The sequence below is a fragment of the Pandoraea vervacti genome (assembly GCF_000934605.2).
Lineage (GTDB): Bacteria > Pseudomonadota > Gammaproteobacteria > Burkholderiales > Burkholderiaceae > Pandoraea > Pandoraea vervacti.
Genome location: NZ_CP010897.2, coordinates 4,235,842 through 4,255,979, shown reverse-complemented (window position 1 = coordinate 4,255,979; position 20,138 = coordinate 4,235,842). Strand labels below are relative to the sequence as shown.

Here is a 20,138-nt window from a genome sequence, read left to right as displayed (position 1 = left end):
ATGGCTTGCGTGGCGGCTTCACTGACGGCCTCCTGCCGTGGCGGTGGCCAGCGAGGTCGTGTTCGCGCGCTGCGATTGCGGGGTCTGCGAGGTCTGCGTGGGATGCGTAGGCTGACGGCCCTCGTCCTTGTCTTCCACCACGGTCACCGTTGCGGTGCGGCCTGCGACGAGGCGCATGTCTTTGGGGACGTCGTCGAGCGCGATACGCACCGGAATGCGCTGGGCCAGCCGCACCCAATTGAATGTCGGGTTGATGTTCGGCAGCATCGACGCGCCACTGGTGCGGTCACGGTCTTCGATGCCCGCGACGATGCTCTGCACATGACCGTGCAGCACGTGACGCTCGCCCATCAGGCGAATCTCGACCTTGTCGCCGATATGGATGCCGCGCATCTTGGTTTCTTCAAAATACCCTTCGACGTGCAGCGAGTTGGCGTCGACCATCGACAGGACGGGGCGGCCGGTACTCACGTAATCGCCCACGCGCGGCAGACGATCGTTCAGATACCCGTCGGCGGGGGCGAGTACGCGCGTGCGTTCGAGGTTGAGTGTGGCAAGACGCACGGCGGCGTCTGCCTGCGCAACGGCCGCCTCGGAGGATTCGACCTTTGCCTGACCGGCTTCGACCACTTCCTTGGCGACGACTTCCGTCAATTGATGATTGCGCGCGTTCTCGCGGCGCGCCTGCGCCAGCGTGGCGCGTTGTGCGGCGGCCGTGGCCTGCGCCTGTTGCAAGGCGAGCGTGTAGCGGTCGCGGTCGATGACGAACAGCAGATCGCCCCGGTGCACCGGCTGGTTGTCCTTGACCTCGACAGCGGTGATGAGCCCGGAGACATCGGGCGCGACCTGCACGATGTCGGCGCGAATGCGACCGTCGCGCGTCCAGGGGGCCACGGTGTAGTAGTCCCACAGATGCAGCAGCACGTAGATCGCAACGCAGGAGACGGCCAGCGTCAGGACGACGGGACCGAGAGAGCGAAGTTTCAGTTTCATGGTTGGCAGGCGCGCGCGATGGCGACGATGCCGCCCAGCGCGATGATGTACACAGCAAGGTTGAATAACGAACGGTGCCAGACGAGCCTGTAGAAGCCCAGGCGCGCCAGTACGAAGCGCAATGCGCCGGTCAGCACGAACGCCACGACCATCAGGGCCAGCAGCGTCGGCACGAATACGCCATAGATATCGATCTCGCCGCTCATTGGGCACTCCCGGTTGTCGTGACGGGGAACAGCGCGACGTGGATGTCCATGAGCGACGCCCGCGCACTGCGTGAGGCCTGATCGCTATGCGCCACCAACGAACGAACGGCGCCCAGCAATTTGTCTTGCAGCGGGCTGTCCGGCGCGCTCGCCTGTTGGTCGAGTCGCGCCTGATAGAAGCGCGCCACGTCGGTGAGCGCGGCTTCGACAGCACTGCGCTGCGCTGGATTCAGATGGGGCAGTTCGCGCTGCAAGGCCAGGGCCGAGAGTTCGACCCGGACTTCGGTGAAGCCGTCGCTCGACGTTTCGCTCTCGCTCGCCGCCAGGCGCGGCACCAGTTGCCCGAGTCGGTCGAGCAACCGCGCGCGCAGGCGGTTGTGCTCGCGCACCCAGCGCCCCACGGCGTTCCTGGCGATATCGCGCCAGCTCGAATGGATCAGACGACGCATGGCGACGCGTGTACCGAACGGACGCGTCTGCAAGGTCCACACCAACGCGAACAACACGCCGGCGAGCCCCGCGAGATTACTGTTGAAGAACGCCGGGAAGTCGGCGCTGTACCCGCCCTGAATGCCGACGAAGCTCGCGGTGTTCACGGCGACGAGCATGGCGACCATGGTGAAGCGCGGCTGCGGTATGAAGGTGCCCAGCAGCAGATACGGCACGGCAAAGAGCGCGACGAGCAGACCGAAATCGTGGGCGTTCGTCAAAATGAAGAATACGTACACGGCGGCGAACACCACACAGACGGCCGTTGCCCAGAAAAACGAGCGGATGAATGGCGCCGGTTCGTCCATCGCGGCGAAGAAGCAGCAGGCCACTGCGCCGAGCGAAACGGCGGCGGCGCCATCGTTCCAGCCCGTGTAGATCCACGCCATGCCCATGAGAAACGTGCACAAGGCGGCGGAGACTGTCGAGAAGAGCAACAGGCCGTGATCGTAGTGGCGCGCGCCGCCCAACTCCCAATAGGGGAACGCCGGTGTCCATTCGGGCGCATCGTCCGGCTGACCGAAGCGGCGTTGCAGCGAGGCGCAGTCTTGCCAGAGTTGCACCAGCGAGCGCAAACGGTCTTCCGTCGCGGCGACCAGCGCACCGTACCAGTCCGACGCTTCGCCGGCAGACTGGGGCGGCTTGAGCAGATGGGCGGGGGCGGGCGAAGGCGCGCCGCGACGCAGCCATGCCACGACCTCGGCCATCTTCGCTTCGAGCGCGTCGGGGGCGCCTTGCGGATGTCGACGCAATGCCTGCACGAGCGACGCCACGGTGGAGAGCACCGGCATCATCATGGTCATGCGTCCGCGCAATTCCTGCGCGTCGCGCACGCGCTCGGACGTATCGGCGTCATAAGACAACTGGCTGATCAACTGGTCGAGCGCCAGAATGTCCGCCGCCATACGGTGACGGCTCATGTGGCGCGTGGCCTTGCCCTCCGGATCGGCGGAGAGCATGTCGGTGGTCCAGCGTGCGGCATCGGTGAGCCAGCGGGTCGAGCGGTCGTGCAGCACCTTCGCGACGCTGGTCGGCAAAACCACGGCGCCGACCACGCTCGCACACACGATGCCCAGAATGATCTCCTCGGCACGCGCGACGGCGATATCGAAAATGCCCGATGGCGTATTCACGGCGGGCAGGGCGATGAGCGGCAGTGTGTATGACGCGAGCAGGAACACGTAGCTGCGCGGCGAACGATGCAGCAACGAGATGTAGAGCAGCGTACCCGTCCATAGTCCGACGGCGGCCATCAGCAATTCGGGCGTGTCGACGAGCGCCGGGACGAACGCGATCGACGCGGCCGCACCCAGCAGCGTGCCGAACACGCGATACAGCGCCTTGGAGCGTGTGGCGCCGGTGAGCGGATGCGACACGATGTAGACCGTCGCCATCGCCCAGTAAGGGCGCGGCAGACCGAGCGCGAGTGCAATGTAGAGCGCGAGCATCGAGGCGACGAACGCCTTGATCGAGAAAATCCAGTCGCGTGAAGATGGCCAGGTAAGCACGGTCTTTTACTTCTGCGGGAGCTCCATCGCGAGGATGGACCCGTCCGGGTCGGCCGCACGGTTAAGCGTTTCGAACACGCGCAACACCGCCTCGAAGTCGTCTCGGGGGATGTTCGCAAATACCTTGGCGCGCAACTGGCTGAGCTCCGATTCGAGCTTTTCGGCGAGGGCTTCGCCCGCCTGCGTGAGCCGCAGCGCGTTGGCCCGCCGGTCGCTGGCATCGACTTCTCGCACCACCAGACCGGCGGCGCACAACTGGTCGAGCAGGCGCACGAGCGACGCGCCTTCGAGCCCCACGTACTCCGCGAGCTCGACCTGACGCACACCCTGCCCGAGACGGCGGATGAACAACAACGGGCCTGCGCTCGCCGCGGAAATACCGTATTCGACGATCGCGCCCTGCGACAACTGGCGCCACTGTTTGCCCGCCAGCAGCAAATGGCTGGTAAAGGCAAAGCGGAGCGATTCTAGGGAGGTCATGGCGAAAGATTATATGTTAACTAATTATTAGGATGCTAGCTAATGGACTGTTGCGTGACCCGTGGAAATGATGGGAGGGCGCGGGCGACAACGCTTGCACAGCCACGTGCGGCGTGCCTTTGGACGATCTGCGCGGGTAAGATAGCGACATTCGCGGCGGGCGTCGCCCGCCCGGCAGACAAGTGTTACGACATATTTCAAGGGACGCCCGATGACATCGAAGGGACTGGATAGCGAATCGTTCGAGTTGCTGATCGCCACTGTGCAGCGCTTCATCCGCGAGCGGCTGGTGCCCGCCGAGAACGATGTCGAGGCGCACGACGAAGTGCCCGCGACCATCGTGGACGACATGAAGGCGATGGGCCTGTTCGGTCTGTCGATCCCCGAGGAATTTGGCGGTATCGGCCTGTCGATGGCGCAAGAGGTGCGCGTGGCCTATGAATTCGGACAGACGTCGCTCGCATTCCGTTCGGTGTTCGGGACGAACGTGGGCATCGGCTCGCAGGGCATTCTGATGGACGGCACCGACGCGCAAAAGCGCGATCTGCTGCCACGTGTGGCGAGCGGCGAACTGATCATGTCGTTCGCGCTCACGGAGCCCGATGTCGGATCGGACCCGGCCGCCCTCAAGACACGCGCGGTGCTCGACGGCGACACCTACGTGCTCGACGGCGTGAAGCGCTTCATCACCAACGCGCCGCGCGCGGGCGCCTTCACGTTGATGGCGCGCACCGGCGGCGAGGGCGCGGGCGGCATCTCGGCGTTCATCGTACCGGCCGACACGCCGGGGTTATCGCTGGGCGAACCGGACAGGAAGATGGGGCAGCGCGGCACCAAGACCTGCGATGTCGTGCTTCAGGGGGCACGCGTGCCGGCGGCGAACGTGATCGGCGGCGTGGCAGGCCGGGGCTTCAAGACCGCCATGAAGGTCCTCGACCGGGGGCGTCTGCATGTGGCGGCGCTGGCGTGCGGCATGGCGCAGCGCATTCTCGACGAGTCGGTGGCTTACGCGCGCGAGCGCAAGCAGTTCGGTCAGCGCATCGGCGACTTCCAGCTTGTGCAGGCGATGCTCGCCGACAGCCAGGCCGAACTGTATGCCGGATGGTCGATGGTGCAGGATTGCGCGTTGCGCTACGACGCAAAACCGGCGGGCTCGCGAGACGCCGACGTCAGCATGCGCGCCTCGTGCGCCAAGCTGTTCTGCACGGAGATGGTCGGGCGTGTGGCGGATCGCGGCGTGCAGGTGCATGGTGGCGCAGGCTACATCAACGAATACAAGGTCGAGCGTTTCTATCGCGACGTGCGGTTGCTGCGTCTGTATGAAGGCACCACGCAGATCCAGCAACTCATCATCGGGCGCGCGCTGATGCAGAACTGACGACCCTGGCACGCAAGGTGCCAGGCCCAACGTTTGCCGGACCCCTGAATGACGTCGATCAGCAATTGCCGTAAGGCGACGGGCAGCCACGATTTGCGATTGCACAAAAAGCGCGTGGATGCGGCATGGACGATCATCCCGGTGCGTTGTGCCCGACGGCGTCATTCTGGTGCGCCCGGCGCAAATATCTCGCACCTTGCACTGGTGCGGTGCAGCAGCGTTCGGCACAAAATCGGACTCTGCCCATAGACAAACGTCTATCTTCTCCTTGCTCCATGTGGCTTTACCGATGACGGAACGTTGCCTGGCACGCTTGTTGCGTTAGCCATAACGCCAGCGGCAAAGGCGTCGCCGGCAACGAATTCAGGTGCGACGTCCCGCATGACAGCGTGCGACGCACCCACAGGACAACGGCGTCCCTCTGTGCCCCGGCACGGATGGACGCCGTTTTGTTTTTCGGGCGCCGCGCGCGACGCGGGCACGGCAACAGGAGAAGACAGCATGCGCAAACCTCGTCTGGTCGTCGTCGGCAATGGCATGGCCGGCATTCGCACGCTCGAAGAGCTGCTCGAGATCGCACCGAACCAGTACGACATCACCGTGTTCGGCGCGGAGCCGCATCCGAACTACAACCGCATCCTGCTCTCGCCGGTGCTCGCGGGCGAGCAGGCGTTTCAGGACATCGTGCTCAACCCGCTCGACTGGTATGCGGAAAAAGGCATCACGCTGCATCTGGGCAAGGAAGTCGCGCAAATCGACCGGCCACGCCGCGTGGTGCGCTGCGCCGACGGCACCGAAGCGCCGTACGACCGGCTGCTGATCGCCACCGGGTCCAGTCCGTTCATTCTTCCGGTGCCAGGCAAGGATCTCGACGGTGTCATTACGTATCGCGACATTCGCGACACCGAGATCATGATCGAGACGGCGAAGGTCAAACGCCACGCGGTCGTGATCGGGGGCGGATTGCTCGGGCTGGAGGCGGCCAATGGTCTGAAGCTGCGCGGCATGGACGTGACGGTCGTCCATCTGGCGCCCACGCTGCTCGAACGTCAGCTCGACGCCACCGCAGGCAAGCTGCTGCAACAGTCGCTTGAAGCGCGCGGTCTCGCCTTTCGCCTGTCGCATCAGACGTCCGAGATTCTGGGCGACGAGCGCGGCGCCGTGCGCGCCGTGAAGTTCAGCAACGGTGAGGAAATCGCGGCGGATCTCGTCGTAATGGCGGCGGGCATTCGCCCGAACACCGCGCTTGCCGAGGCGGCCGGGCTGCACTGCGCGCGCGGCATTGTCGTGTCGGACACATTGCAGACGTACGATCCGCGCATCTACGCCGTGGGCGAGTGCGTAAGTCACCGCGGCGTGGCGTATGGGCTCGTGGCGCCCCTGTTCGAACAGGCGAAGGTGTGCGCGAATCACCTCGCGCTCATGGGCATTGGCAGCTATCGCGGCTCGGTGCTCTCGACCAAGCTCAAGGTCACCGGCATCGATCTGTTCTCGGCGGGGGACTTCCTGGGTGGCGAGGGCACGGAAGAGATCGTGCTGTCCGACCCGGCAAGCGGCGTCTACAAGAAGCTCGTGATTCGCGACGACAAGCTCGTCGGGGCATGCCTCTACGGCGACACCGCAGACGGCGCGTGGTACTTCAAACTGCTGCGCGAAGGGCGCGCGCTGGGCGAGTTGCGCGAGCGCATCATGTTCGGCGAATCGAGCGTGGGCGACGTCGGCACGCAAGGCCAGAACCGCGCGTCGGCCATGGCCGACAGCGACGAAGTGTGCGGTTGCAACGGCGTGTGCAAGGGCGCCATCGTTCGCGCGATCACCGAGAAGGGGCTGTTCACCCTGGATGAAGTGAAGAAGCACACCAAGGCGGCGAGCTCCTGCGGCTCTTGCGCCGGTTTGTGCGAGCAGATCCTGATGAGCACGCTGGGCTCGACGTACGACGCCGCACCGAAGCAAAAGGCGGTGTGCGGCTGCACGGACCTCTCGCATGCGGAAGTGCGTCGCGCGGTGCGCGAACATCGGCTCACCACGCACCGCGCCGCCTTCGACTTCCTGGAGTGGCGCACGCCGAATGGCTGTGCGACGTGTCGTCCCGCGCTGAACTACTACATGCTCAGCACGTGGCCCAAAGAGGCGGTGGACGATCCGCAAAGTCGCTTCGTCAATGAGCGCGTGCATGCCAACATCCAGAAAGACAACACGTTCTCCGTCATTCCCCAGATGAAGGGTGGCGTGACGAATGCGAGCGAGCTGCGCCGCATTGCGGACGTGGCGGACAAGTATCACATTCCGATGGTCAAGGTCACGGGCGGTCAGCGCATCGACTTGCTGGGGGTGAAGAAGGACGACCTCGTGAATGTCTGGCGCGATCTGGGCATGCCGTCGGGCCACGCCTACGGCAAGTCGATCCGGACGGTGAAGACGTGTGTGGGCAGCGAGTTCTGCCGCTTCGGCACGCAGAACAGTACGCAGATGGGCATCGATCTGGAGACGATGCTCGCGAACATGTGGTCGCCGCACAAGGTCAAGCTGGCTGTATCGGGCTGTCCGCGCAACTGCGCCGAGGCCGGTATCAAGGACGTGGGCGTGATCGCGGTCGACTCGGGCTGGGAGTTGTATGTCGGCGGCAACGGCGGCATCAAGACCGAAGTGGCGCAATTTCTCGTCAAGGTGAAAACGGCCGACGAGGTCAAGGAGTACACGGGCGCGTTCCTGCAGTTGTATCGCGAGGAAGCCTACTACCTCGATCGCACGGTTCACTACATCGATCGCGTGGGCCTCGACTACGTGAAGCAAAAGGTGGTGAGCGACGCGGCGAATCGCCGTGCGCTGTACGAGCGCCTGCTGTTCGCGCTCGACGGCCTGCAGGATCCGTGGCAGGCGCGCATCGACGGCGCTCAGGCCAATGAGTATCGCCCGCTCACGGTAGCGGGGACGACGCTCGCCACCGAAACCACGACTGTCTGAGGAGACGCCCCATGACCGCCATGACCGCCAAGACCGCCAAGACCGCTATGGAGCCATGCCAACCGACCTGGCTGCATGTATGCGACGTGAACGCGATTCCGCGCCTGGGTTCGCGTGTGCTCACGCATTCCAGCGGCGACATCGCGCTGTTTCGTACGGAGAGCGATAGCGTCTTCGCGTTGCGCGACCAATGTCCGCACAAGGGCGGCGCGCTCTCGCAAGGCATCGTGCACGGCGAGAAGGTCACTTGTCCGTTGCACGCCTGGAACCTCGATCTGAGGACGGGCGAAGCCTGCGCACCGGATGTCGGCTGTGCACAGCGCTTTCCCGTGCGAATCGATGCCGGCGAGGTGTATCTGTCGTTCGATGAGACGGGGCGCGACGATGCCGCTGAAACGGGTGGCCCGGCCGACGTGGCCGACGGGGTCACCGTCTGACGCACGTTCCTCGATAACCCCCGGCCGGAGTCCCTTATGACCACCATTACGCCAACCACCTGCTGCTACTGCGGCGTCGGTTGCGGCATGCTCGTCGAGAGCGACGGCGAGCGCATCGTCGGCGTACGCGGTGACCCGGCGCATCCGGCGAACCATGGGCGGCTGTGCAGCAAGGGAATGACGCTGCCGCTCACTGCCCAGTCGCTCGCCGGGCGTGTGCTGATGCCCGAGATGCGTGCGTCGCGCGATGCGGGGCGTGCGCCCGTGACGTGGGACGCCGCGCTCGAGGCGGTGGCGTCGCGTTTTGCCGATGTCATTCGCCATCACGGGCCGGACGCCGTGGCGTTTTACGTCTCGGGACAGTTGCTCACGGAGGACTACTACGTCTTCAACAAACTGGCCAAAGGGCTGGTGCGCACCAACAACATCGATACGAACTCGCGCCTTTGCATGTCGAGCGCCGTGAGTGCTTACAAGATGGCGCTCGGCGCCGACGGTCCGCCCACGTGCTACGACGACCTCGACGCCGCCCGCACGGTGATCTTCGCGGGCAGCAACATGGCGTATGCGCATCCGGTGCTGTTTCGTCGACTCGAGGCGGCGAAGGCCGCCGATCCGTCGATTCGGTGGATCGTCGTCGACCCGCGCCGCACCGATACCGCTGCCATGGCCGATCTGCATCTGCCGATCGTGCCCGGCACCGACGTCGCGCTATTTCACGGCATGTTGCATCACCTCATCTGGGAAGGGCGCATCGACCGTGGTTACATCGAGGCGCACACCGAGGGGTTCGACGCGCTCAAGCAAACCTTGCGCGCCTATGCGCCGCAACTCGTTGCGGACATCTGCGGCATCGAGGAGTCGGCGTTGCGCCAGGCCGCCGACTGGTTCGGTGAAAGTCCGGCGGCGCTGTCGCTCTATTGCATGGGCCTGAATCAGTCGAGCCATGGCACGCAAAAGAATCTGGCGCTCATCCATCTGCATCTGGCGACGGGGCAGATCGGCCGCGCCGGCGCCGGGCCGTTTTCGTTGACCGGCCAGCCCAACGCCATGGGCGGACGCGAAGTCGGCGCACTGGCGACGATGCTTGCTGCCCATCGCGAGATCGGCAACGCCGCGCATCGCGCCGAAATCGAGCAGCTCTGGGGCGTGACGAGCCTCTCGGACAAGCCGGGCCTGCCGGCGGTGGAGATGTTTGACGCCGTGCGGGACGGGCGCGTCAAGGCGATCTGGATCGCCTGCACGAACCCGGTGCATTCGATGCCCGACAGCGCACGCGTGCGCGAGGCGCTGGCCAATGCCGAGTTCGTCGTCGTCCAGGAAGCGTTTCATCAGACGGACACGGTGCCGTATGCCGACGTGCTGCTGCCCGCAGCCAGTTGGGGCGAGAAGGCCGGCACCGTCACGAATTCGGAGCGCCGGATTTCCCGCGTGCGCGCGGCGGTGGCCGCGCCCGGTGCGGCGCGTGCGGACTGGTGGATTGCGAGTGAAGCGGCGCGGCGACTCGCGCCGAAGCTCGGTGTGTCGCCCGAGCCGTTCTCGTTTTCGTCCATCGAGGCGATATTCGACGAGCATCGCGCGCTCACCGTCGGTCGCGATCTCGATATCGGCGGTATCGATTACGCCTTGCTGGACGCGCGCGGACCGCAGCAGTGGCCCTTCCCGGCGGGGGCGGCGCAGGGTGCGCCGCGTCGCTATGAAGATGGCGTTTTCGCGACACCCGACGGTCGGGCCAGATTTCATGCGTTCGACTACCAGCCGGTTGCCGAGCCGATCAATGCGCGGCATCCGTTGCGTCTGATTACCGGACGTTTGCGCGATCAATGGCACGGCATGAGCCGCACGGGGCGCATCGGGCAGTCGTTCGAGCATGCACCGGACCCGTCGCTGACGATGCATCCGGGCGACGCCGCGCGGCGTGGTCTGCGCGCGGGCGACCTCGTACGGTTATCGAGCCGTCGCGGCGAGCGTGTGCTCACGCTTGCCGTGAGCGACGACGTGGCATCGGGCACGGTGTTCGTCGCGATGCACTGGAGCGGCCAGTTCCTCGGCGGCGGCGGCGTGAACGACACCACGACGGGCGTTGTCGACCCGTATTCGAAGCAGCCCGAACTCAAGCACGCGGCCGTGCGCGTCGATCCGCTGACCTTGCCCTGGCGCGTGGCGGCCGTGCGGCGCGGCGATGCGCTCCGGCTGCACGCGGCGGTGCAGCCGCTGCTGGCCGAACGGCGGTTTGCGGCGGTGCGCCTCGAAGGCGACGACCGTCTGGTGGTGACGGTCGCTGACGACCAGCCGGATACGGAATGGCTGGAGCGTCTGCATACGGCGTTGGCGTTGCCGCGCGACGCGTCGTTGCTCGAGTATCGCGATGCGCGCCGTGCGATGACCAAGCGTGTGGCCTGGCGCGAGACGCTGATCGACGGCGTGCTGGTCGCGGGCAGCGAAGCGGATGTGACGGGATCGGCGTCGCTGCTCGCCCGTGTGCGCGAGGCATTGCCGTGGACGCGGGCGCGTCACGCCGTATTTGCGGCCGACAGTGGCCCGACAGCGCCGCGCGATCGCACCGTTTGCCAGTGCAATTCGGTGACGGCGTCGAGCATTGACGCGGCCATCGCGGCGGGCGCCGACGTCGGCCAGCTCAAGGCAACGCTCGGTTGCGGCACGGTCTGCGGTTCGTGCCTGCCGGAGTTGCAGCGCATGTGCGCGGCGTCTGCGTTGTCTTGCGCGCCGGCGTCGACGTCGATGGCAACGAGCGCAGCGTGAGTGCAAAGATGGTGACCGATGAGGTGGGTGTCGAGCGGGACGAGAGTGGCGTGAGTGGCGTGAGTGCCACGGAAGATGGCGATGCTTCAACGAACAGGCGGCTCGCGATGCGTCGAGCGAACGTGCGTGATATCGACAGGACTGAAGACGCAAGGGAGAACGATCATGAAACATGGGAAAGTCACGCTGCTGAGCGCCGGGCCCGGCGCACTCGACTTGCTCACGCTGCGCGCGGCGCGCGTGCTCGGCGAGGCCGATGTGTTGCTTGTCGACGATCTGGCCAACCCCGAGATCGCCACGCTCGCGCCGCAGGCGCGCGTGATTGCCGTGGGAAAGCGCGGCGGGTGTCGCTCCACGCCGCAGGCCTTTATCGAGCGGATGATGTGTCGCTTTGCGAAGTGCGGCGCGCATGTAGTGCGGGTCAAGGGCGGCGACGCGTTGATGTTCGGCCGCGCGGGCGAGGAGATGGCTGCGCTGCGGCGAGCGGGCGTGCCGGTGGAGATCGTCAATGGCGTGTCGGCCGCATTCGCGGCGGCGGCCGGTCTCGGCATGTCGCTCACGCATCGCGATCATTGTGCGGGTGTGACCTTCGTCACCGCGCACCGCCAGGACGGCAGTGCGCCGAACTGGGCGGCGCTCGCTGCGACGGGCACCACACTGGCGATCTACATGGGGCTGCACCGGGTCGAGGCACTGAGCGCGACATTGCTGGCGCATCTCGACGCCGACACGCCGGCCGGGGCGGTGCAGTGGGCGGGCACGCCGCAGGAGCGCCGAATGGTGACGTCGCTCGGACGGCTGGCCAGCGACGTGCGGGCCGAAGGCTTCGGCAGTCCCGCCATTCTGCTCGTGGGCGGCGCGGTCGGTGAGGCGGCAGTGAGTGCGCCGAGCGGAGATGCGCCGGCAGCGCCGGACGAGCGCGTCATCGCCAGAGCGGCATGAAGCGTTGTATCGTCAGTGTCTGTGCGGTGACGTCGTTAAAACGTCTCGAGCGCGCGAATCCACGGGGGAGCGGCGCCGAGGCCAGGTGGCCCAGGTGGCCGTCTTGCCGACGATGACCTGACCCTCGTCTCGAGTCGCGATTCTCATTGACCGGCCGACTGTGTCGGCCCTTACGAAACTTGCCAAAAACACCGGATGCCGGGGACATCGATCCACCGGCCGACCCTTCCCGCAAGACCCCGTCCCATGCGCATGCGCCGGGGGCGCAGGGCATGCTGCGCGTGCTGCTCGTCACGGACACCGACAAGCCGATCGGTGAGTTGCGGGCGGCGCTCGCGCGTCTGGGCTGCGAGATGCTCGCCGAGGTGGCCAAACCGCAGGCGTTACCGCGCGTCGTCGAAAACGAGCGTCCCGACCTGGTCATCATCGACACTGAATCGCCGTCGCGCGACACGCTCGAACAACTGGCGGTCATGAACGCAGCGGCGCCGCGTCCCGTGCTCATGTTCTCGGCCGACGGCAACCAGTCGCTCATACGTGCTGCCGTCGATGCCGGCGTGACGGCGTACTCCGTGGAGGGATTGGCGGCCGACCGGCTCGCGCCGATTCTCGAAGTGGCGCTCGCGCGCTTCGCACACGAGGAGAAATTGCGGGCCAGGCTGGCGAAGGCCGAGAGCGAGCTGGCCGACCGCAAGCTGATCGACCGGGCAAAGCGGTTGCTCATGGACCGGCGCAGGATTTCCGAGCAGGAGGCGTACGCCCTTTTGCGCAAGCGGGCGATGGATCAGGGCGAGAAACTCGTCGAGGTCGCGCGCCAGCTTGTCTCGATTGCTGAGTTACTGGGATAGACACCGTTCATGTCGACGTCATCATGGTTGGCTTCCGGCGCGCCGTCACCGGACCGTATTTCGGACGATGCGCCGGAGAAGCGTCATTTGCGCGTGGGGTTCATCGCGCTCTCGGATGCGGCGCCGCTGGTTGTGGCGAAGCGCCTTGAGCTCGGCCACGAGCATGGGCTGACGCTGGAGTTGAGTCGCGAGTCGTCGTGGGCGGCCATTCGCGACAAGTTGCTCACCGGCGAGCTGGATGCCGCCCATTCGCTCTACGGGCTGGTGTACGGGGTGCAACTGGGCATTGGCGGCCCGCGCGAGGACATGGCGGTGCTCATGGTGCTCAATCGCAACGGGCAGGCGGTGACGGTGACACCGGCGCTGGCCGACGCGATGGCCGATACCGGCGATCTGCGTGCCGCGCTGGCGTCGCTCGGTCGCAAGCCGGTTTTCGCGCAGACGTTCCCGACGGGCACGCATGCCATGTTCCTGAATTACTGGTTTGCGGCGCAGGGCATCGACCCGCTCACGGACGTCAACAGCATCGTGATTCCTCCCGCGCACATGGTCGCGGCGATGGAGGAGGGGGGACTGGACGGCTTTTGCTGCGGCGAGCCATGGCATGCGGTCGCGCAGGCGCGCGGGCTGGGACGCACGGTCGCGGTATCGAGCGACATCTGGCCGGATCACCCCGAAAAGGTGCTGGCCTGCCGACGCGATTTCGTCGCGCGCTATCCGAGAACGGCGCTGGCGCTCGTGCGCACCCTGCTCAGCGCGTGCCGATGGCTGGACATGCCCGGGCACCGCGCGGAGGCTGCGGGCTGGCTGGCCGAACCGGCCTGGGTCGGTGCGCCGCGCGATCTCATTGCAGCGCGGTTGCTGGGGGACTTCGGTCGTCTGTCGGGGCGGCACGCATTGCTGCCCGTGAGCTTTTTCGACGAGGGTGTGGTGAATTACCCGCATCCCACCGACGGCATGTGGTTCGTCTCGCAATATCGACGTTGGGGGATGGTCGACGATGAGGCGCTCGCGCACGCGGCGCAGACCGCGGCCGCGGTGAGTCAGACGGCCTTATTTGAGGCGGCGGCACGCGCCGAGGGCGTACCCGTGGTGTCGTCGGCTGCGAGCGAAACGCTGTGCGATGCGCGGGTCTGGGATGCGGCGAGTGCGAAGGATCTGCGTGCTTACGTCGAGGGATTTCCCATCCGGGCCCGATGAAGCGTCCCAGGCCTGAACCAGGCCTGAACCGGGCCTGAACGGGCAGGCGGCACGTTGGCGTGGTCGGTCTGCGGGCGCGGGGCGCAAACGAGGGGAGTGAAGGGCGTCGGATTACTGCGCGAAGGCGTCGCAATCGGCGCCGCCGCGGGCCAGACAGGCGTTCAGGGCGCGTTCGCGGTGGCGATGGTGCATGTTGAGGTGATAGACGAGCGCGAGCAGCACGACCTGTCGCGATACGTTGGCAAAGACGGGTTCGAGGCCGGCGGCGCGGGCCAGTTCGCGACGCAAGACAGGGTGCAGACAGGCGAGGGCGAGGACCGCGAAGGATCCGGGCACTGCGAGAAACGCCGCTAAAGCAATCTTCTTTTTCATGGCCGTCATGTGGGGTTTGGGCGTTTGCGAGGACGCACCTGCTGGAGACGGTTCGGGGTCTGAACGGAAACCGGCGCACGCCTGTGCGCCGGTTTTTTCTTGCTGGCGGGCGTCTCCTCCCGTCTCACTGCATGTGAGACAGTGTAGGGACCCGAAGGGATTCGATATACACGAGAAACGGAAAGCCTTTCTTGTGCAAAGTGAGGGGAATGTCGGCGTGCACGCCTGAGACGCTGGTGCCCGCCGGGGGATGACCCGGCGGGCGTTCCGGTTACACCTTCCGGACGAACTCCGTCTTCAGGCTCATGGCGCCGAAACCGTCGATCTTGCAGTCGATGTCGTGATCGCTGTCCACCAGACGGATGTTCTTCACCTTGGTGCCCATCTTGATCGTGCCGCCGCCGCCCTTGAGCTTCAGGTCCTTGATGACGGTGACGGTGTCGCCGTTTTGCAGGATCGCGCCAGTGGCGTCGCGATAGACGCGCTCGGTCGGCTCGCTCGCCGCTTCGGTCTGTGTCGACCATTCATTGCCGCATTCCGGGCAAATGCACATGCCGCCGTCTTCATACGTGAATTCGGAGTGGCATTTCGGGCAAGGAGGCAGTGTGCTCATCTGGAATTTCCCCTGAAGTGATGCGATGGCGTTAAGAGCGCGAGAGTATAACCCTTGTAGCAGTGGGGGTGTTCGCGTTGGCGCAGGCACGATGCGGGTATTGGGGAGGCGTCAGGTCCGAGCCGGGGCGACGTTGGGGCGGTTGAAACCCCTAATGGATGGGTGGCGTTACCCGGGCGATACTGGTTGCGTTGATAATGGGCGACCGCCTGTTCCCGAAACCTGCTAAACGCCCAACCCGGTGCTGTTCTCGTCATGGCCGCCGAGATCCAGATTGTCATTCGCACGGAGTGTCCGCCCGGTGCCTGCACCTGCGAGCGGGAAAGTCTCATGCAAGACCCGCATGGCGACCGGCGCATCCTGATGCTCACGCAAACCGAGGAGAAGCGGCTGATCGCGCGAATCGAGGCGATTTCCAGCTACCCCGAACTGAACCGCATCATTGGCCTGATGCATGCGCAACTTGGCATTCAGTTGCGAATTACCCCCAGCCCGAACGAAGTCAAAACAGTGCGCGGCATCATCATTCAACTGGACGCGCAGCCCGGGCTGTGTCGAAAGACCCGCTCCGCCATTCCCGCCGCCATTCGGCGCTGCCTCGATGCGCGCCCGGAGATCGCCTACGCGATTCTCGATTCGCACGATTTGTTGGGTGGGATTTGACGCTCCAGCTTGCACGCGTTCTGTCTTGTTACGTGGCAATGCCGCGATTTTTTTGAATAGTTATTGGCGAGAATGGTGCCGGGAATTGGCGAATTAAATGCGTCTTTCCGGCATTTTTTGGTTTTCTTGTCTGAAACGTTCGCAAGTGGTTTCTTGGGAGGTGGGAATAAGTGACTTAAAACGTAAGTAATTACCCTTGAATTTTTTTCTGTGTGTTTGACTTTTGTAAGTAGTCCTTGACATAAAATTTCATGTTTTTTACCTTTGCCCACGCGCTCGCAGGGTGTTTGGGGATGTCGGTAACGATTAATAAGAAGTACGGAATGGTGTGATGAATCGCTTTGGCGATTTTCTGGGTCGACACCGCTGCGATTGGAAAAAACAATGTGATCCCTGCGCGGCGTGTGTCAGGGATTCGGGGAAAACATGTCGTCCAGCATCCGCCTTCGCTACGGCGAGCCGCGCGCTCGTCCAGAACCTTCCACGCTTTGGATTTTATGGCTGAAGATCTTGCTGGTGATGGCGGCGTGCTTTGGTGGGTCGTCGGCGTCTGCCGCAGCGGACTTCGGTAACGTGCGCGTGACAGCGGCCGGCGGCACGAGTGCTGTGAGCGCGCCAACCGTGATCGGCGTGACGCCTAACATCGGCCCGGAGGCCGGAGGCGGACAGGTGACGATCAACGGCACAGGCCTCGACGCCGTGACCGATGTGACGTTCGACGGTACCAGCGCCGCATTCAATCTCGACACAGCAACGTCGATGACCGCAACGGTGCCTCCCGGGACGGCGGGGACGGTGGACGTCGTTGTCACGTCCCCGAGCGGGAGCAGCGCCCCGAATGCTGGGGACCGATATACCTACGTCGCAAAACCCACGGCGGTCACCATTTCGATGACCATCGCGTTCAACAGTCCAGCAACGCCGGTCAACGTCGATCTCTCGAACGGCGTCACCTCGGTGGCGGTCGACGCGCAGGCGTCCAACGGCACGGCCACGGCCGCCGGCACATCGTTGACTTACCAGCCGAATGCAGGATTCTCGGGCACCGATTCGTTCAAGTACACGTTGACGAACGCCGGCGGAACGTCGGCAGCGGGGACCGTGACGGTGACCGTTTCGGCTCCGGCGCTCACCTACGCGCCGACAGCGCCAGCGGCTGGCGCTGTCGGTGTGACCTACACGTCGGATTCGCTGAAGACGGCCTCTGGCGGCACGGGACCTTACGCGTACTCTGTTGTGGGCACGTTGCCACCGGGTCTGACCCTCGATCCGAGCGGCAGGTTGTACGGCACGCCGACGACAGTAGGCAACTACTCGTTCCAGGTGACGGCCAAGGACTATCTCTCGGCGGGCGGCCCGTACACGGTCACGAGCGGCACCATCTCCATGGCGGTGACGCCGCCGTCGATCACGTTCAACCCCTCGTCGCTGCCCGATGGTGTTGCAGGCGTCGGATATGCGCAGACGATTCAGGCGAGCGGCGGGGGCGGGCAGTACACCTATACCTTGACGACGGGCACCTTGCCCGCAGGGATCACCTGGAACCCCGCAACCGGCGTCATCAGCGGTACACCGACGCAGACGAACACCGGCGCAGCTTTCACCATTATGGCGACCGACCGCAACAATTTCTCCGCGACCTTGTCGCTGACGTTGCGCATTGCCCCGCCGGTACTCGACCTCAACCCGACGACGCTGCCCGCGGCGGTATTGGGGCAGGCGTATTCGCAAGTGGTCACAGGCATCGGGGGCAACGGTCCCTACACTTTCGCGGTGACGGGCCTGCCGAACGGGCTGTCGTTCGTGTCGGGGCCGGCCGGGGTCACGATCTCGGGCACGCCGACGGCTGCCGGCGCGTTCCCGGTCACCGTCAAGATCACCGACAGCACGAGTGGACCGGGCGCGCCGTTCTCCGTGAACAAGTCGATCACCCTGACGGTCAACACGTCGACGATGACGCTGAGCCCGACTACGTTGCCGACGCCGGTCGCCGGGCAGGCGTACAACCAGACGCTGACGGCAGCGAACGGTGTTGCGCCTTATCGCTACAACGTCACGACGGGCACCTTGCCCAACGGCCTGACGCTCGATCCGGCAACGGGGATCGTGTCCGGCACGCCGACCACGACCGGCAACAGCACGTTCACCGTCACCGCGACGGATTCGAGCACGGGGCCGGGCACGCCGCTCACCGCGACGCAGACCTACAACTTCAACATCACGGGCCAGGTGGCATCGGCTCCCCCCGTGCAAATGCAAACGCTCTCGAACGCACCCGTCACATTCCGGGCGACGGCCAATGCCGCGGGCGGGCCGTTCACGCGCATTGCGATTGCGACACCGCCGTCGAGCGGCACAGCGGTGGTCAATGGCGAGGACATCGTCTACACGCCGACACCGAGCACCAACGGCGACGTGACGTTCGCCTACACGCTGACGAACGCCATCGGCACCTCCGCGCCGATCAGCGTGACGGTGACGGTGCACGCGGTGCCGGTGACGGTCGCATCGCTCGAATCGTCCGTCGCGGCCAACGGTACTGCGGATCTGGACATTACGTCCGGTGCGACCGGCGGGCCGTTCACTGGCGCGAACGTCGTGTCGATCTCGCCGGCGAATGCGGGCACCGTGACCATCGTGAGCACGCCAGCCACGGTAGCGCCCGCAGCGGCTGGCACAGCGCGCTTCGCCCGCGCAGCCGCCGTCCCGACCGGCAACAACTACACGTTGCGCTTCGTACCGGCGGCAGCGTTCGCGGGTGTCGCGGTGATCACGTACACGATCTCGAATGCCAATGCGACGTCGGCACCGGGCACGGCGAGGGTCACCGTCGCGCCGCGTAAAGACCCGACGACCGACCCTGACGTCACCGGCCTCATCGGCGCGCAGGTCGAAGCCGCGCGACGCTTCGCCACCACGCAAATCGGAAACTACAACCAGCGTCTCGAAATGTTGCATGGCAAGGGGCGTGCACCGTCGAGCAACGGGTTGAACGTGGTGCTGCCATCGGCGGACCGTGGCGCGAATCGCGACCTGTCGCGTTGTCAGGACATTGCCGGTATTGCGGACCGCGACGCGTGTCTGCGCGGCGAGGCGAGCCCCACGGCGTTGCGTCAGGCCAAGCGCCTCGACGTGCGCGATAAGTCGGACAAGCATGCGGGCGCGAGCGGCGTTGCCACGGGCGATGGTCCCGACCTGCCCGGCGAAGGCGAGAACGGCGACCAGCGTTTCGCCTACTGGACGGCGGGTACGGTCGACTTCGGTTTCGCGAACACGGCGGCCCAGCGTTCGGGCTTCAAGTTCACGACCGGTGGCGTGACGATGGGCGCGGACTATCGCTTCTCCGACCAGTTCTCGCTGGGCGCGGGCGTCGGTTACGGACACGACTCGACCGACATCGGTAGTTCCGGTACGCGCAGCACCGGTGACAGCTACAGCGGTGCGTTGTACGCGAGCTATCGTCCGATTCCGACGCTCTTCGTCGATGCCGTCGCAGGCTTCGGCACGCTGAGCTTCGACTCGCGTCGCTGGGTCGTCGATGCGAACGACTTCGCGCAAGGCAAGCGCAACGGCCAGCAATTCTTCGGCTCGTTGTCCGCCGGATACGAATACCGCACCGATGACTGGCTGTTCTCGCCGTACGGACGTCTGACGGCGTCGCGTTCCACGCTCGATCAGTACAGCGAGACGGGCGCCGGATTGAACGCGCTCACGTACTTCAAGCAGAACGTAAATACGCTGTCCGGTACGTTGGGCGTGCGCGCGGGGTTCGCGAAGGCGACGGCCATCGGTACGTTCTCGCCCTACATTCGCGTGGAGTTGCAGCACGATTTCAACGGGCAGAGTCTTGCGGGGCTGGCGTACGCGGATATCGCGCAGAGCGGGCCGGTGTACTTCGTGCCGGGCAGTCCGTATGGCAGCGATCGCGTGCAGGTCGGCGCGGGCACGAAGCTGCGCACCGGTGTGCTCGTCTTCGGGCTGGATTACAGCGTGACGACGGGCATGGGCGGCCTGCAGCAGGGCTTCCGGTTGACGTTCACCGCGCCATTCTGAGTGCTGGCGTTGGCCAGTCCCGGGGGACCGGGCTGGTCGGTGTCATGGCCCGTCGATCGAGAGGTCGGCGGGCCATTGGCTTTTGCCCGGCCCATCATTGCTTCGTTGGTTCATTGGGCCTTTGTCAGTTGATGCATCAGCATCCACCAGGAGGGCGTCGTCACGAGCGCGAGACCGTCGCGGCATACCTGCGGCATATCTGCTGCAGACGTGAGGCATCGATGCGCCC

The 20,138-nt window shown here is 65.2% G+C and carries 15 protein-coding genes and 1 pseudogene; 10 read left to right on the top strand and 6 right to left on the bottom strand.

The annotated features are described in order from the left end of the window. Positions 1–18 precede the first annotated feature (18 nt). Genes UC34_RS18470 through UC34_RS18455 form a run of 4 tightly spaced genes read right to left on the bottom strand, consistent with a single transcriptional unit; the run spans position 19 to position 3,676 of the window. Positions 19–993, bottom strand: coding sequence for an efflux RND transporter periplasmic adaptor subunit (locus UC34_RS18470; protein WP_044456711.1), 975 nt, complete (start codon positions 991–993; stop codon positions 19–21). Then, positions 990–1,199 (bottom strand): DUF1656 domain-containing protein, encoded by a 210-nt coding sequence (locus UC34_RS18465; RefSeq protein ID WP_044456710.1) that lies wholly within the window; start codon positions 1,197–1,199, stop codon positions 990–992. Before UC34_RS18465 ends, UC34_RS18470 begins: the two co-directional genes overlap by 4 nt. Beyond that, positions 1,196–3,196 (bottom strand): FUSC family protein, encoded by a 2,001-nt coding sequence (locus UC34_RS18460; RefSeq protein WP_044456709.1) that lies wholly within the window; start codon positions 3,194–3,196, stop codon positions 1,196–1,198. The genes UC34_RS18465 and UC34_RS18460 overlap by 4 nt, the downstream gene beginning before the upstream one ends. Before the next feature lie 6 nt (positions 3,197–3,202). After that, on the bottom strand, positions 3,203–3,676 hold the full coding sequence (locus UC34_RS18455) for a MarR family winged helix-turn-helix transcriptional regulator (protein ID WP_044456708.1): 474 nt from the start codon (positions 3,674–3,676) through the stop codon (positions 3,203–3,205). Between the two features lie 211 nt (positions 3,677–3,887). On the opposite strand from UC34_RS18455, the gene UC34_RS18450 reads away from it, so the two are divergent. The 7 genes from UC34_RS18450 (at position 3,888) to UC34_RS18420 (ending at position 14,208) form a co-directional block, all read left to right on the top strand. After that, positions 3,888–5,054: an acyl-CoA dehydrogenase family protein gene (locus UC34_RS18450; protein WP_044456707.1), complete on the top strand. Its 1,167-nt coding sequence runs from the start codon at positions 3,888–3,890 to the stop codon at positions 5,052–5,054. 501 nt (positions 5,055–5,555) lie between these two features. Further along, a complete protein-coding gene (gene nirB / locus UC34_RS18445) occupies positions 5,556–8,018 on the top strand; it encodes a nitrite reductase large subunit NirB (protein WP_044456706.1) in 2,463 nt (820 codons plus the stop codon). Between the two features lie 47 nt (positions 8,019–8,065). Beyond that, complete coding sequence (gene nirD, locus UC34_RS18440; RefSeq protein ID WP_044458381.1) at positions 8,066–8,455, top strand: nitrite reductase small subunit NirD; 390 nt, start codon at positions 8,066–8,068, stop codon at positions 8,453–8,455. A gap of 36 nt (positions 8,456–8,491) precedes the next feature. Next, positions 8,492–11,218 (top strand): nitrate reductase, encoded by a 2,727-nt coding sequence (locus UC34_RS18435; protein ID WP_044456705.1) that lies wholly within the window; start codon positions 8,492–8,494, stop codon positions 11,216–11,218. 165 nt (positions 11,219–11,383) lie between these two features. Continuing rightward, positions 11,384–12,160: a uroporphyrinogen-III C-methyltransferase gene (gene cobA, locus UC34_RS18430; RefSeq protein ID WP_044456704.1), complete on the top strand. Its 777-nt coding sequence runs from the start codon at positions 11,384–11,386 to the stop codon at positions 12,158–12,160. Between the two features lie 272 nt (positions 12,161–12,432). Then, positions 12,433–13,008 (top strand): ANTAR domain-containing response regulator, encoded by a 576-nt coding sequence (locus UC34_RS18425; RefSeq protein WP_044456703.1) that lies wholly within the window; start codon positions 12,433–12,435, stop codon positions 13,006–13,008. Between the two features lie 9 nt (positions 13,009–13,017). After that, positions 13,018–14,208: a CmpA/NrtA family ABC transporter substrate-binding protein gene (locus UC34_RS18420; protein ID WP_044456702.1), complete on the top strand. Its 1,191-nt coding sequence runs from the start codon at positions 13,018–13,020 to the stop codon at positions 14,206–14,208. A 111-nt stretch (positions 14,209–14,319) separates the two neighbouring features. On the opposite strand, the gene UC34_RS18415 is transcribed toward UC34_RS18420, so the two are convergent. After that, positions 14,320–14,580: a hypothetical protein gene (locus tag UC34_RS18415; protein WP_157123236.1), complete on the bottom strand. Its 261-nt coding sequence runs from the start codon at positions 14,578–14,580 to the stop codon at positions 14,320–14,322. Positions 14,581–14,851: 271 nt separating this feature from the next. Further along, entirely contained in the window at positions 14,852–15,193 is a 342-nt protein-coding gene (locus tag UC34_RS18410; protein ID WP_044456700.1) for a zinc ribbon domain-containing protein YjdM, read from the bottom strand. A gap of 255 nt (positions 15,194–15,448) precedes the next feature. Between UC34_RS18410 and UC34_RS18405 the strand changes: the two genes are divergently transcribed. The 3 genes and pseudogenes from UC34_RS18405 (at position 15,449) to UC34_RS18400 (ending at position 19,909) form a co-directional block, all read left to right on the top strand. Next, positions 15,449–15,856 (top strand): hypothetical protein, encoded by a 408-nt coding sequence (locus UC34_RS18405; RefSeq protein ID WP_044456699.1) that lies wholly within the window; start codon positions 15,449–15,451, stop codon positions 15,854–15,856. Positions 15,857–16,282: 426 nt separating this feature from the next. Further along, positions 16,283–16,657: pseudogene (locus UC34_RS26195) on the top strand (IPT/TIG domain-containing protein); the annotation flags it as partial. Further along, on the top strand, positions 16,652–19,909 hold the full coding sequence (locus UC34_RS18400) for an autotransporter domain-containing protein (RefSeq protein WP_418303947.1): 3,258 nt from the start codon (positions 16,652–16,654) through the stop codon (positions 19,907–19,909). The pseudogene UC34_RS26195 and the gene UC34_RS18400, both read left to right, overlap by 6 nt. Positions 19,910–20,138 lie beyond the last annotated feature (229 nt).